The sequence below is a fragment of the Paenibacillus hamazuiensis genome, assembly GCF_023276405.1.
GTDB lineage: Bacteria > Bacillota > Bacilli > Paenibacillales > NBRC-103111 > Paenibacillus_AF > Paenibacillus_AF hamazuiensis.
Genome location: NZ_JALRMO010000001.1, coordinates 5044553 through 5057227, shown reverse-complemented (window position 1 = coordinate 5057227; position 12675 = coordinate 5044553). Strand labels below are relative to the sequence as shown.

At 53.9% G+C, this 12675-nt stretch carries 14 protein-coding genes; 10 read left to right on the top strand and 4 right to left on the bottom strand.

Annotated elements, in window-relative coordinates; all coding sequences use genetic code 11:
* Nucleotides 1–21: 21 nt before the first annotated feature.
* The 6 genes from MYS68_RS21815 to MYS68_RS21790 all read left to right on the top strand — a co-directional run bounded on the left by MYS68_RS21815 (nucleotide 22) and on the right by MYS68_RS21790 (nucleotide 5649).
* The gene (locus MYS68_RS21815; protein WP_248927873.1) at nucleotides 22–720 is read left to right on the top strand and encodes an urease accessory protein UreF; all 699 of its coding nucleotides are present in this window, start codon (nucleotides 22–24) and stop codon (nucleotides 718–720) included.
* Between the two features lie 34 nt (nucleotides 721–754).
* Nucleotides 755–1414, top strand: coding sequence for an urease accessory protein UreG (ureG, locus tag MYS68_RS21810; protein ID WP_248927872.1), 660 nt, complete (start codon nucleotides 755–757; stop codon nucleotides 1412–1414).
* Complete coding sequence (locus MYS68_RS21805) at nucleotides 1407–2264, top strand: urease accessory protein UreD (RefSeq protein WP_248927871.1); 858 nt, start codon at nucleotides 1407–1409, stop codon at nucleotides 2262–2264. The genes ureG and MYS68_RS21805 overlap by 8 nt, the downstream gene beginning before the upstream one ends.
* 818 nt (nucleotides 2265–3082) lie before the next feature.
* The gene (cyoE, locus tag MYS68_RS21800; protein WP_248927870.1) at nucleotides 3083–4018 is read left to right on the top strand and encodes a heme o synthase; all 936 of its coding nucleotides are present in this window, start codon (nucleotides 3083–3085) and stop codon (nucleotides 4016–4018) included.
* A gap of 57 nt (nucleotides 4019–4075) precedes the next feature.
* The gene (locus MYS68_RS21795; protein ID WP_248927869.1) at nucleotides 4076–4693 is read left to right on the top strand and encodes an SCO family protein; all 618 of its coding nucleotides are present in this window, start codon (nucleotides 4076–4078) and stop codon (nucleotides 4691–4693) included.
* A 32-nt stretch (nucleotides 4694–4725) separates the two neighbouring features.
* The gene (locus tag MYS68_RS21790) at nucleotides 4726–5649 is read left to right on the top strand and encodes an AEC family transporter (RefSeq protein ID WP_248927868.1); all 924 of its coding nucleotides are present in this window, start codon (nucleotides 4726–4728) and stop codon (nucleotides 5647–5649) included.
* Here MYS68_RS21790 and MYS68_RS21785 read toward each other — a convergent pair.
* The 4 genes from MYS68_RS21785 to MYS68_RS21770 form a co-directional block, all read right to left on the bottom strand.
* Complete coding sequence (locus MYS68_RS21785) at nucleotides 5639–6022, bottom strand: ribonuclease M5 (protein WP_248927867.1); 384 nt, start codon at nucleotides 6020–6022, stop codon at nucleotides 5639–5641. The genes MYS68_RS21790 and MYS68_RS21785 overlap by 11 nt on opposite strands.
* Before the next feature lie 654 nt (nucleotides 6023–6676).
* Nucleotides 6677–8263, bottom strand: a complete 1587-nt coding sequence (locus tag MYS68_RS21780; RefSeq protein ID WP_248927866.1) for an S-layer homology domain-containing protein — start codon at nucleotides 8261–8263, stop codon at nucleotides 6677–6679.
* A 165-nt stretch (nucleotides 8264–8428) separates the two neighbouring features.
* Nucleotides 8429–8539: a YjcZ family sporulation protein gene (locus tag MYS68_RS21775; RefSeq protein WP_248927865.1), complete on the bottom strand. Its 111-nt coding sequence runs from the start codon at nucleotides 8537–8539 to the stop codon at nucleotides 8429–8431.
* 131 nt (nucleotides 8540–8670) lie between these two features.
* Entirely contained in the window at nucleotides 8671–9825 is a 1155-nt protein-coding gene (locus tag MYS68_RS21770; RefSeq protein ID WP_248927864.1) for an MFS transporter, read from the bottom strand.
* A 120-nt stretch (nucleotides 9826–9945) separates the two neighbouring features.
* Here MYS68_RS21770 and MYS68_RS21765 point away from each other — a divergent pair, with 120 nt between their 5' ends.
* From MYS68_RS21765 to MYS68_RS21750, 4 genes are all read left to right on the top strand, one after another.
* A complete protein-coding gene (locus tag MYS68_RS21765) occupies nucleotides 9946–10098 on the top strand; it encodes a hypothetical protein (RefSeq protein ID WP_248927863.1) in 153 nt (50 codons plus the stop codon).
* 57 nt (nucleotides 10099–10155) lie between these two features.
* Nucleotides 10156–10593 (top strand): hypothetical protein, encoded by a 438-nt coding sequence (locus tag MYS68_RS21760; RefSeq protein ID WP_248927862.1) that lies wholly within the window; start codon nucleotides 10156–10158, stop codon nucleotides 10591–10593.
* A gap of 66 nt (nucleotides 10594–10659) precedes the next feature.
* Entirely contained in the window at nucleotides 10660–11784 is a 1125-nt protein-coding gene (locus MYS68_RS21755) for a transglutaminase domain-containing protein (RefSeq protein WP_248930981.1), read from the top strand.
* Between the two features lie 137 nt (nucleotides 11785–11921).
* Nucleotides 11922–12620: an HAD-IA family hydrolase gene (locus MYS68_RS21750; RefSeq protein WP_248927861.1), complete on the top strand. Its 699-nt coding sequence runs from the start codon at nucleotides 11922–11924 to the stop codon at nucleotides 12618–12620.
* Nucleotides 12621–12675 lie beyond the last annotated feature (55 nt).

Below are 12675 nucleotides of genomic sequence, written 5' to 3'. Positions count from 1 at the left end.
GCAAAGGAGAGCATAACGCATATGACGTCCGCCGGCTTTTCCTGGCTTTCCTACACGCAGCTTCTCGATTCGGCGCTGCCGATCGGCGGTTTTTCCCATTCGTTCGGACTTGAAACGTGGGTGCAGCAGGGCAGGCTGAACGATGCCCGCGATTTAAAGCGGTACATCGAATCGATGCTGTTTTACAGCTGGTCGACGTTCGATGCGCTGGCTGTCAAGGCCGTGTACACGTACGCGCCGTCGGGCGACTACGACAGCATCTGGGCCGTCGATCGCAGGCAGCACGTGCAAAGAGCGGCCCGGGAAACGCGGGACGGCACGCAAAAGATGGGACGCCGGCTTTACCAGCTGTGCCGGGCGATGTACCCGGATTTGCCCTGGGAGCCGCTGAACGGAGCGCTGGCGGAGGGGACGCTGCCGGGTACACATCCGACCGTCCACGGTTGGGTCAGCTTTCAGCTAGGCGTGCCGCTTCATATGGCTGCGGAAGGCTACCTGTACGCATGCATGGTCATGTGCGTCGGCAGCGGACTCCGGCTTATGTCGATGGGCCAAACCGAAGGGCAGAAGCTGCTTGCCGAGCTGCTTCCGCTGGCCGGCAAAGCATGGGCGCTTGCCGCGCACCTCGACCCGCTCGAAGACGGCTATACATGCACGCCGATGGCCGATATCGCCCAAATGCAGCACGAAACGCTGTACTCCCGGCTGTTTATGTCCTGATTTAGGCGCAAAAACTTTTAGGAGGTTATGCCTTATGTGCCAAAACGGATCGCATCACCATCATCACTGGGAAACTCCGAACCACAAGCTGGAGCGGCCTATGCGCATCGGCATCGGAGGGCCGGTCGGCTCCGGCAAGACGGCTTTGGTGGAGAGACTCGCCCGCAAGCTGAACGGCAAATACAGCATCGCCGTCATCACGAATGACATTTATACAAAAGAAGATGCCAATATCCTTATCCGTTCCGAAGCGCTTCCCGCCGAGCGGATCATCGGGGTGGAAACGGGCGGGTGTCCGCATACGGCGATCCGCGAGGACGCCTCGATGAATTTCGAGGCGATCGAGGAGTTGGAGCGCCGTTTTTCCCACCTGGACATCATCTTCATCGAAAGCGGCGGCGATAATTTGGCCGCGGCTTTCAGCCCGGAGCTGGTGGATCGCTTCATCTATATCATCGACGTGGCGCAGGGGGAAAAAATTCCGCGCAAGGGCGGCCCCGGCATCATTCGATCCGACATGCTGATCATCAACAAGATCGATCTTGCCCCCTACGTCGGCGCATCGCTGGAAGTGATGGAAAGCGATACGATCAAAATGCGCGGAGACAGGCCGTTCGTGTTTTCGAATTTATTCGACGGCCAAGGTCTCGATACGATCGTGAACTGGGTCGAGCACGAGTACCGGCATGCCTGATGTGACCGGCATCATCGATGCCGTATTCGAAAAAGCCGGAGGGCGGACCCGGCTTTCCCGCAAATTTCACCGGTATCCGCTCAAAATCGCCAAAACGTTCCCTTTCGAACTCGGCCAGCTTGGCGTGTATATGATGGATGCGTCGCCGGGCATGATGGCCGGGGACAGGTACGAGCTTATCTGGCGCCTTGAGGAAGACGCCCATGTACTGCTCACCAACCAGTCCTACACCAAAGTTCACCCTTCACGCAAAAACGAACAAGACCCGATTCGCCCGTCCTCGCAAAAGCAATCGATCGCTATGGCTTCCGGCTCCGTCCTCGAGTACATTCCGGAGCCGGTTATGCTGTACAAGGATGCGAATCTGATCACCGAAACGCAAGTGCGTATGGAAGCCGGCAGCGTACTGTTTCTGTCGGACATCGTTTGTCCGGGCCGGACGTTTCGCGGCGAAGTATTTCAATACGAAAGCTGTCGAAGCAAGCTGGAGGTGAGCTGCGCAGGAGAGCTGATTTTCAGCAGCCGGCAAAAGTTCGAACCGGCCCGCATGCGGATGGACGCGGTGGGCGTCTTCGGCGAACACACTCATATCGGCTCGTTTTACGCGTTTATGGAAGGGTTTCGGGAGGACCATGCGGAGCGCCTGAGGGAGAAGCTGGACGCCCATCTTCATAAGCCGCTGCCGGGCGGCAAAACGATCGATTACGGAGTCAGCCTCGGCAGTAAGCATAGTCTTATCGTTCAGGCATTGGCCCGAAGCGTTATGGATATACAGCTGCTTTTCGAGACGGTTTGGGCGGAGCTTCGCTTCATGCTGCTCGGTCTTCCGCCCGCCGTGGTAAATAAATGAACTTTGCCTGCGGCCAGCTGTATGTGATAAAAAATAAATCGCCCCGCTTGTTAAAAATAGCGCTTAGTTTTCAAGTCGTTCCGATTCGGAGCGGCTTTTTACCGTTTAACAGGACATTTAGAGACTGCTCCCCCGTGCGTATCTCTAATGTCGCCGGTTAAGCATGGCGGCATAGAATTTTGCTAAGAAAAATCCATGCCTCCAAACGCGAGCCCGAGGCACGAACCCGCTCCCCCGGCACCGTTCCAAGAGTGCAGCGACAAACGCGAACTAGCAGCGAGCAGTATCGCATTGCAGGCGGGTCCAGGGCGCCAAGCGCCAATGTTGTCAGAATAAGCGGGAACATAGCGGAGCTATGGTTCGTTAAGTGAGTCGATTTCGGATGCTTTTGGAAATTAGCGGAACCCAGGTGCTCTATTTGCCTATTTTTCCACTCCTCAAGCCATTTTTCACCGATTTAGCGCTTCTCGGTTCCTCTATTTTTTCAAACCGCCTATTTTTCCGAGAATAGCGAACGTGGGTTCCGCTATTTATATAACTACTTATTTTCGCGGAATAACATTTCCTGGAGCCATTCTGTCTTTTATGATTAAACCCTCGATTTCGCCCATACCTGTTAATCTGACAGCATTGCGCTTGGGGCGCCTTGAGGGTTTAGTGTAGCAAAACCGGCTGCGGAAGCCTGGGGTCCCCCCACTGGGAGATTAAGAGTGGGCGATTTAAGTCCGACAATTTTATGAACACCATGCCTCGTTTGTTGTCAAACGCATCCCCTATTGCTATTATGGATGTATGCTTGGTCAGGGGGATAGTCCGCTATGGAAAAACATATTGAACTCGATATAAGCGCGGGTCAGACGGCGACAGCCGATGAGACCGGCGATTACTCGGTATCCTGGAGAGATTTTGTGCAGCTTGCCAAGCCGGGCATCATCTTTTCCAACTCGATTACCGCTTTCGGCGGGTTTTGGGTCGCTTCGGGCTGGAGCATCAGCTGGCGTTTGCTGATTTTCACGATGATCGGCACGGCGCTGGTCATGGCATCCGGCTGCGTGCTCAATAACTACCTCGATCGCGATATGGATACGAAAATGACCCGTACGAAGAAGCGGGTACTCGCGTCCGGCAAAATTTCATCGCAGGTCGTGCTCATCTACGGCATCATCCTCGGCGTGATCGGCGTATCGGTGCTTGGGTTGGGGGCTAACCCGCTTGCCGCACTGCTCGGCATCGTCGGATTGTTCTTCTACGTCTGGATCTATACGGCCTGGTTCAAAAGAACGTCCGTATGGAGCACCTTCGTAGGCAGCTTCGCGGGGGCGATGCCTCCGGTGATCGGTTACTGTGCCGTGCACCCGGAGCTCGACAAAATCGCCTTGACGCTGTTCGGCATCCTGTTCCTGTGGCAGCCGCCGCATTTCTGGGCGCTCGGCATTCGCCGCATGGAGGAATACCGTGCCGCGGGATTTCCGCTGCTGCCGGTCGTTCGCGGCACGTATGTGACGAAAATCAGCATGATTCGCTACATCGTGCTGCTCGTTCCGGTATCGCTGCTGCTCACCTTCTTCGGTTACACCGGGCAAATCTATTTGTATGTTGCGACGGCGCTCGGGCTTTGGTGGGCGTTTATGAGCATCAAAGGCTTTAAAGCGAAGGACGAAGAGCTATGGGCCAAAAAGATGTTCATTTTCTCGATCAACTACTTGACGATTATGTTCCTGGTGATGGTGATCGATACGGTATCGCGTGGTTAAGACGATTTATCCCATGACATTCATGGGATTATTTTTTTGGAGGAGGCGGCTCGAATTATGGCGGATTTTTTGAAGAAAAACGGCTTCCGGCTCGTCGTGATGGCGCTATTGATCGGACTGATCGTATATTTTGCGCTCACGCTGATGAAAGGGAAGGAAGCGCCGTTCCCGATGTCCCAACCGGCGCCGGCATTTCAGATGGATAATTATGACGGAACGAAATTAAGTCTTGCGAATCTGGAAGGGAAGACGAAGCTGGTCTATTTCTTTTATTCGACATGTCCGGACGTATGCTCGCCGACGACGTACCAGCTTTCCAAAGTTCAGGACTCTCTTGTGAAAAAGGGACTTTTCGGCAGCAAAACGGCGATCGTTTCGATCTCGTTTGATCCGACGAAAGATACGCCGCAGCAGCTCAAAGATTTCGCGGCCAATTTTCATGCCGATCCGAAGGGCTGGTATTTTTTGCGCGGGGATGAGCAGCAGACGATCGATCTTGCGAAAAAATACGGGGTCATGGTCATCAAAGACGAAAAAAACGGCACTTTCACGCATAACAACGCAATTTTGCTGGTGGACGGCAAAAATGTGATCCGCACGTATTATGTCGGCAACGATCCCGACCTGGATCCGGAGAAAATCGTTGAAGATATGGTTCGGCTGAGCAAACAATAAGCTACTCATTACACTTCAAAGGTGCTGGCTTCATGGGTTATTTCTACGATATATTGATGAACAACGTCATACCGCTTACCGTTCTGATCGCGCTCGGTGCCACGCTGCACCGGGCGTTTCAATTGGATATCAAGACGCTGTCGAAGCTGAACTTTTATTTATTTTCTCCGGCGGTCACTCTGAAAATGCTTTACGAGTCTAATATTTCACTGAGTGTATTGTTTCAGACGCTCGTGTTTTTTATCCTGTTTTTTGCCGGCTCGTATTTGATTGTGGAACTTGTGATTCGATTGAGGCGCTACAAAAACGGCATGATCCCGGCGATGCGCAATAGCGTGCTGTTTTACAACAGCGGCAACTATGCGATTCCGCTCAATCAGCTCGTGTTTGTCGGGGACGCCTTTACGCTGTCGATTCAAATTATCATCATGACGCTGCAAGGGCTTCTGCCGAATACGTACGGCATATACAGCATCAATGCCCAAAAAAGCGAAATTCGCCAGACGTTGAAAACGATCGCCACGCTGCCGGTTATTTACATCATTCCTTTGGCGCTTTTGCTCAGAGGGCTGCACGTACCGATTCCGCAGCCGTTATATGCCCCGCTCAAATATGTGGCCGACGGATTGATCGCTACGGCTCTCGTCACGCTCGGAGTTCAGCTCGGCGGCATGAAATGGAAAATGCAGCTGACGGACGTCATGATTTCGAATGTGCTCAGGCTTTGCGTCGGACCGGCCTTCGGTTTCCTCATCGTCTACCTGATGGGGATACACGGGACGATGGCCCAGGCACTGGTGCTTTCCTGCGCCGTGCCGACCTCGCTCAGCAGCGTGCTGCTGGCCGTCGAATACGACAACGAGCCGGATTTTTCATCCCAGGCGGTATTCGCTTCAACGATTTTCAGCACCGTTACCGTCACCGTCGTCATTTACTTGCTGCAATTCATTCCTTGATCGTCGGAATATGCGGATGGGAGGCTATAGCCGGGTCGGGTTCGGGATAAACGATATACTCTTCCAGTCCGGCCTTTTCGAGCTGTTGGACAAGATATTCGTCCGGCGTTCCTTCCACTCCGGCGTACCCGCGACGGGTATAAATTTGCTCTGCATCAGGAAACGTATCGCGAAGGATGGCGCGAATTTTTTTGCCGGAAGCGTCGTTGTCCGTAAATAAAAAGATGTCGCGGTCGCCGGCTCTTTTTTTCAGCTCTTCGAGTTTTTCCGTATTCAGCGAGCCGTATGTACAAAGAATCAATACGTCTTCCGTCAACAGCCGCCGCAGGCGGCTTTTGTCGTTTTTGCCTTCGACAATGATGGCGATGGACACGGCGCTCACCTCGTTTGTAGTCGTTCGCGCGCCTTTTTATTATTTCGCCGGCGCGCGGCGTCCATGCAGATTTATATTCTATAATAAGTGTGGAACATGGTGTAACGGTTGCAGATGAGCTTAAAGGGACCGAATAGGTGATCTTAGAGCGGTAACGGTTGCCAGAGTGGTTATTTGTGAACTTTCATGGATTTGAGGGGTACAAGATGAGAGATAAGCTCTGCTACAACCGTTACGATTTTAAAATGACGTTTTTCAGCCAAATAAGCTCAGCTACAACCGTTAACCGGCCCGTATCGAACACGTTCATGCAAGTACAACTTTTATAGCCCTTTTTGCCATCTTATCGCAAGGAAGTTATTTTTGTCTATTGCTCTGAATAGAAATACGAATCGACAATCCGAAGACGACATTTCCCGGGAAATCGACAAGACCATAGAAGAAAGAAATTCATATTTCGCGGTATGAACGTATGATGTGATTCCGGGACCAAGTTGCGCAGTTTAACAGGTTGTAAAATCTAGGAAGGGATATTCTAGGCCGGTGCAGAGAGCGGGAAGAGTCAAGCTGAAGATGAAAAAAGACCCGGCTTAACGCCGGGTCTTAGAAGTGGAGAGTGAGTCAGTTTCTTAGTTGTGATAACGTGTTGCGTTATTAGTTGATAAAGTTCGCGTTAGCGAGCAAACGCTTCAGCATCGTAGCCGATTGCGCGCGTGTTGCTTGAAGGTTGGAACCGATCGTATCGTCGGTCATGCCGTCGATAATTCCCGCTTTGATAGCGGTAGCGAGCTCTTTCTGAGCCCATACGATGCGGTCCGCGTCCTTGAATTTGCCGAGCATTGCGGATTGATCGTCTGCGGAAAGCTCCGGCTTCGCACCTGCGTAGTCGAGTGCGCGGACAACCATCGCACCCAGCTCTTCGCGGGTGATTTGTGCGTCAGGACGGAACGAGCCGTCTTCGTAACCTTCGATCAGCTTTGCGTTAACGGCTGCACCGACGACACTTGCATACCAGGCTCCGGCATCGACGTCCTTAAACGAACCGGAGTAGCCGCCTTGGGTTAGGCCAAGCGCGCGAACGACGAGTGCTGCGAACTCGGCGCGGCTGATATTGCGATCAGGCGCGAATTCGCTATCCGTCATGCCGTCGACGACAAGCTTGTTAGCGAGCAGCTCCACATAGCTTTGTGCCCAGTGGCCCTTGATATCGTCGAACGATTTGCTCAGTTCGATCACGGAATAAATGCTGCTGCCGTTGCGCTTCAGCGTCGCTTCGGTTTTGCTGTCCGAGGTGCTGAAGACAGCCGGTACAAACGAAAGCTTCTTCGTGATCGGATCGTACAGCACGCCGGTAGCTTTGCTCGAATCGACCGTTTTGTCGATCGTCAGGATGCGGCTGATGTACTTGTTGCCGAAGTCGATCGCCTGCGTTTTGTTATCCGTTCCGACAGCAACGATGTCAAAGTCGGCGGACTTGCCGGCTACCGAACCGCCAAGCGCGGATGCGGCTGCTGCAATATCGCTTGCTGTGGACTCGCTTACCGCACTGATGCTGACCTTGATTTTCATGTCGTCAACACTGATGCCGAGCTTTTCAGCAAGATCGGACAGCTTCAACACAGAGAGCGGAATAATATAAGTGCCGTTGCTGTTCGTAATGCGCAGCACTTTGCTCGTCGATACATAATCGACCAAAGCTTTCGCCGGAATCAGCGCGATATCACCGCTGAGGCTCAGCTCCACCGTGTCATACTGGCTCAGTGCGTTCGACAGGGCGTAAGCATCGACAGTACCGTCGCTCGGTACGTTAATGGTCGATCCGTAAGAAGGTACTCCGCCACCACCGCCGCCGCGTCTTCCGCCGCCGCTGCTGCCGTTATCCGGCGTCGTGTTGTACACGGCCTGATAAACGCTATCGGTTACTTTTTCCAGCAGGTTCAGGTATTTGTAGCTATTGCCCACGTAGGCATTGAAGCCGTAATTGTAGACGCCGTCATACACGCTGTATGTAACGCCTGTTGTCGTAGCGGCACCAATGTAGCTGCCGACTGAGTCGTAAATGTATACGCTCTCGGTGATGCTCGGCTTATACACATCCGAATAAACCGTACCGGAAACCGTGCCGTTCCGGTAAGTTACGTCCTTAAAACCGGTAGCGGCAAAAGCCAGAATGGGAAATAAAGTGCCTAGAAGAACAATAAAGACAGTCAGTTGCGACGTTTTCTGGAGCAGCTGCCTCATGGATGATTCACTCCTATCTTTTAGTTGTTTTGACATAATATGGACTCACCTCCTTTTCTCTGTATATAAACGTTCGTACTTCCCAAAAAGTTTCGGTCGGTCGGCAATAAAAAAACCGTCCGGTATTCCCGGGCGGTTTTTTTAGAGGGCAAATCGTGCCGAAACTCAGATCAAAAATCCTGCAGAAAGAATGATCACAAGGAGGATGAAGAGTACTAAAATGATGCCGATCGTAGAGCCGAAGCCAAAGCCGAAGCCAGTTCCTAGTGCACTCATGGGAGCAGCTCCTTTCCGTGTCAGGTAGTGATAGTGCACTACATCTTATGAGAGGAGCGGAGTCATTTCTTAAGGCAAATACCCATGCCGCCGAAAAATAGGTCAATACCTACCACGTGCTGCGGGCTGCGCTAAGCGGAAGCCGTCGTCATCGGGCGGAGAGGCAGCAGCGTCAAAGCGAACATGAGCGCGAGGAACGCGAGAAAATAAGGCGATGTATGACCGCGCATATGACCGGCAACAATGGGTCCTATAAAGGCTCCGATGGAAAAGGAGATCGACAGCAGCGAGAATACGCGTCCGTAACGGCTCGAGCTCGTGACGCCGGCCAGCGTTGAGGCGATGGCGGGGTAGATGATGCCCTTGGCCATGCCGATCAGAAACAGCGAGGCGAACAGCGGAATGGCCCAGTTCACCGACATGCCGAAAAATACGAGGGCAAGCGAAAGGCTGCCGAACACTACGCGCAAAAACGGCGAATAACGGTTCAAAAACAGCATGCTCAGCGTCACGAGCGCACCCAGGCTGACCAGCGAGAACAGGATGCCTGACGTAAGAATCGAGTTTTGCGATTCCTTGACAAGCGGCAGCTCGAAAAACAAAATGCCCTGCGAGCACGAAAGCGCCAGCGGGATGCCGTAGAATAGCCAGGGGATACCGCCGCCGCGGTCGCCGGGAACTTCCGTAAGGGCGAGCGGAGCATCTTCCGCAGGCGGCAGCTCATGGCTTCCGCGGAGCAGCTTCTTCTCGTCGATGCCGAAAAAGGCCAAAACGCCGGTCACGATCAAACCCCAGCCGAGCACGGTAAACGAAGTGGAGAAGCCCAGCTTGGCGACAAGATAAGCGCCTGCGGCGGGGGATACGACGGAAGCCATCGTATGGACCAGGCCGTTGCCCGACATCAGCTTGCCCTGCTGGATGCGGTCTTTGGCGATTTTCGCAAGCAGGGACAGGCAGGCGGGGGACAGGAACGCCAGCACGAAACCGCTGATGGAGCGGATGATGAGCAGATCCCAGGGATTTGTTACCTTGGATTGAAAAATAAGAACGATTCCTGCTACAATCAGGCTAAATACGATAAAGCGCTTGCTGCCGTAACGGTCCACGCCGTATCCGGCCAGCAGGTTGCCGGGCAGATGCGTGATCGAATAGACGCCGAGAATAAGCCCGATAAACGAAGGCGCCGCACCGATCGACAGCGCGAACGGGGACAGGATCGGATACTGCGCATGCAGATCGAAGAAAGCGACGAAGATGAACAGATAAAGCCAAATTGCGATTTTCATTGTCTCTTTGCACCACCCGTATGGTTTGTCTATGTTTAACTTTACGTGGCGGGCTTTTCAAATAGTACGGGTTGTACGAAAAAAGCGGCCATGCCGTCGCTTGGAGGGGAGGGGCAACGCTTGGATGGGATCGTCTGGTTTTTTCTGGCATTGATCGTTCTAACGATCGTGTTCCGGCTACGCTTCACCTACCGCAAGTTCAGGAAACTGGACCGGGGGGAGCAAATTCAGGAGCGGCTGAGGGAGCTCAGGAAGAAAAGAGATGAAGATTAGCCGCCGCTTATTGTATGATGAGTAGGTTATTACCGTAGAGAAGAGAGGTTTACGCCGATGGATTTTATCATGCCTTTTTTGCAGGACCGCTGGTATGTGGTCGCCGCCGTCATCATCGTATTTTTTATCGTTGCCAAAATCGTCAAAACCGTCGTCAAATGGGTGATTATCGCCGCCCTCCTGGCAGGGCTGTGGTTTTACGGAGCCAGCTACAAGGACAAGCTGATGGAGCTCGGTTCGACGGCTGTCAGTTCCGCGGTGAACCAAGCGAAAGAGCAGGCGCTGGGGGCGATCGCGAGCGAAGCGAAAGATGCGCAGTATAAAGTCAATCCGGACGGCACATTTACGATTTCCACGAAAAGCTTGAAGGTGGAAGGCAAGCCGGGCACAAGCGAAGTGAAGGTGACGTTCATGAACCAGTCGTTCACGATGAACGCCGATGCTGCGGTAAATGCGCTGATTGAGCAGGCGAAGAAAAACGCAAACGCGCAATAATACTTAAGATCGGTTGTACTGAAAAACTCGGTTTAGGGGGGCGATAACGTGCAGGACGCGATCAAAATGCTCGGTACCGTGAATTGGATATCGGCCGTGCTCGTGCTCGTTGTCGCCGGCTCAATCGTTCAGGGCATTTCGCGCGGGGCCTCGGGCTCTGCCCGCCATCTGGCGGGGATGCTGCTCGAGGGCGCGACGACCGCGGCGGCCATCTATGCCGGCTGGCAGGGGGCGGCGAAGCTATCGCCTCTGCTGCAGGAATGGCTTGTCGCGAGGCATATAGAAATTCCTGCAAGCGAACTTGGCTTTTTCGAGCAAATCTATTACACGATCGTCACCGGCGTGCGCGATTTTCCGCTGCTGCGCATGGGGATGCTCTTTTTGCTTGCGTACATCGTCGTCAAGCAGCTGCTGTACCGGGTGGCGTTTGCCGCCGTGCCGGATACGTTCGCGGCAAGCCCCGCTTCCGGACGCAAAACCGGTCCGTTCAGCGGTCTTGCGGGCGGAGCGTTCGGTGCCGTCAGCGGCGCCGCGCGGGCGCTCATTCTGATCGCGGTGTTGTTTATGTATACGACGCTGTTCCCGCAAACGCAGGCGGCCGGTTACATCCAGGCATCGGATTTGTACCAAAAAGGCGCCAAAGAGGTGATCGAGCCGGTGACCGGCGATTTTATCGCCAGCAAGCTGCCGGTATTCACCCGGGCGGTGGAGCAGGAATTCAGCAATATTTTGCAGCGGAAATACGAGGTCATCGACGCCAACATCCCGGACAATATCGCGGGAGCGGCAAAGGAAATCACCGCCGGCGCGAAGACGGACGAAGAGAAGGCGAAGCTGCTTTACCGCTGGGTCGGCACGCGGGTCGCCTACGACTGGAACAAGGTCAAATTGTACGAGGAACAGCGGATCTGGAAGGAGCAAACGCCGGAAGAGACGTTCAGCACGAAAAAAGGCGTATGCATCGATTTTTCCCGGCTGTATGCGGTGATGGCGCGGTCGATCGGCCTCGATGTCAAGGTGGTGACCGGTCTCGGCTACGACGGCCTCGGCGGATACGGCCCGCATGCCTGGAACGAAGTGTACCTTTCGGAGAAAGGAAAGTGGGTCCCGCTCGACTCGACCTGGGTGGCGAGCGGCGGCAACTGGTTTAACCCGCCGGATTTTGACAAGACGCACATCAAGGAAGCGTAAGGGAAGCGACACCTCGCGGGATTTCTCCGCGGCATAAAGCTTCGAGGACGGCATGAGGCGCCCCGATCTCACGGGGCGCTTCTTTTTTGGGGATCAGGTATGGTAAACTAATATATATCGATTAAGGGAGAAGCTGGATGAAACCGCTGCAGACATATAAAGCGATTTTTTTCGACGTAGGCGATACGCTGATGACGATCCCCGCGGCCCGCATCGTGATTAGGCAGCATTTGGCCGGGCGGGCGTTGCACAGGGAAGAGAAGCAAATTGAAGATTCGTTCACGGAGGCGTTCCGGCTGCTGTATTACGGGAAGCCGGACGTTCCGGAGGCTTGCACGCCGGAATCCGACCGCGCGTTTTGGGTGAAGCTGTACACTTATATGCTGGGACGGCTCGGAGTGCAGGACGAGTGGACGGAGGAGGAAATTCACCGCTGCTGCCACGAGCTGTACGATCTGTTTACCGCACCTGAGCATTACGAATTGTTCGACGATGTGGAGGAGACGCTGCCCCGGCTTCGGGACAACGGATTTAGGCTGGGCATCGTATCGAACTTTGCCCCCACGCTGAAACATATTTTGCGGCACAAAGGGATCGTTCATTATTTCGATCCGATCATCGTGTCGACGGAGGTCGGGCTCGAGAAGCCCAATCCCGCCATATTCAGCCTGGCGCTGGAGAAGGCCGGTCTCGGCTCGCCGGACGTGCTTTACATCGGAGATCACGACCGCAACGATATTTGGGCGCCGAACCAGGTCGGCATCGACGCTCTGAAGATCAAACGGTACGACTATCATACCGGGGAAGGCATCGGCTCGCTGCGCGAGCTGCTTTAAAGGAGTTTTGCCGGATAAGGCAAAGGATTATTTTCATGGTTGAAGGAGCAAGGGG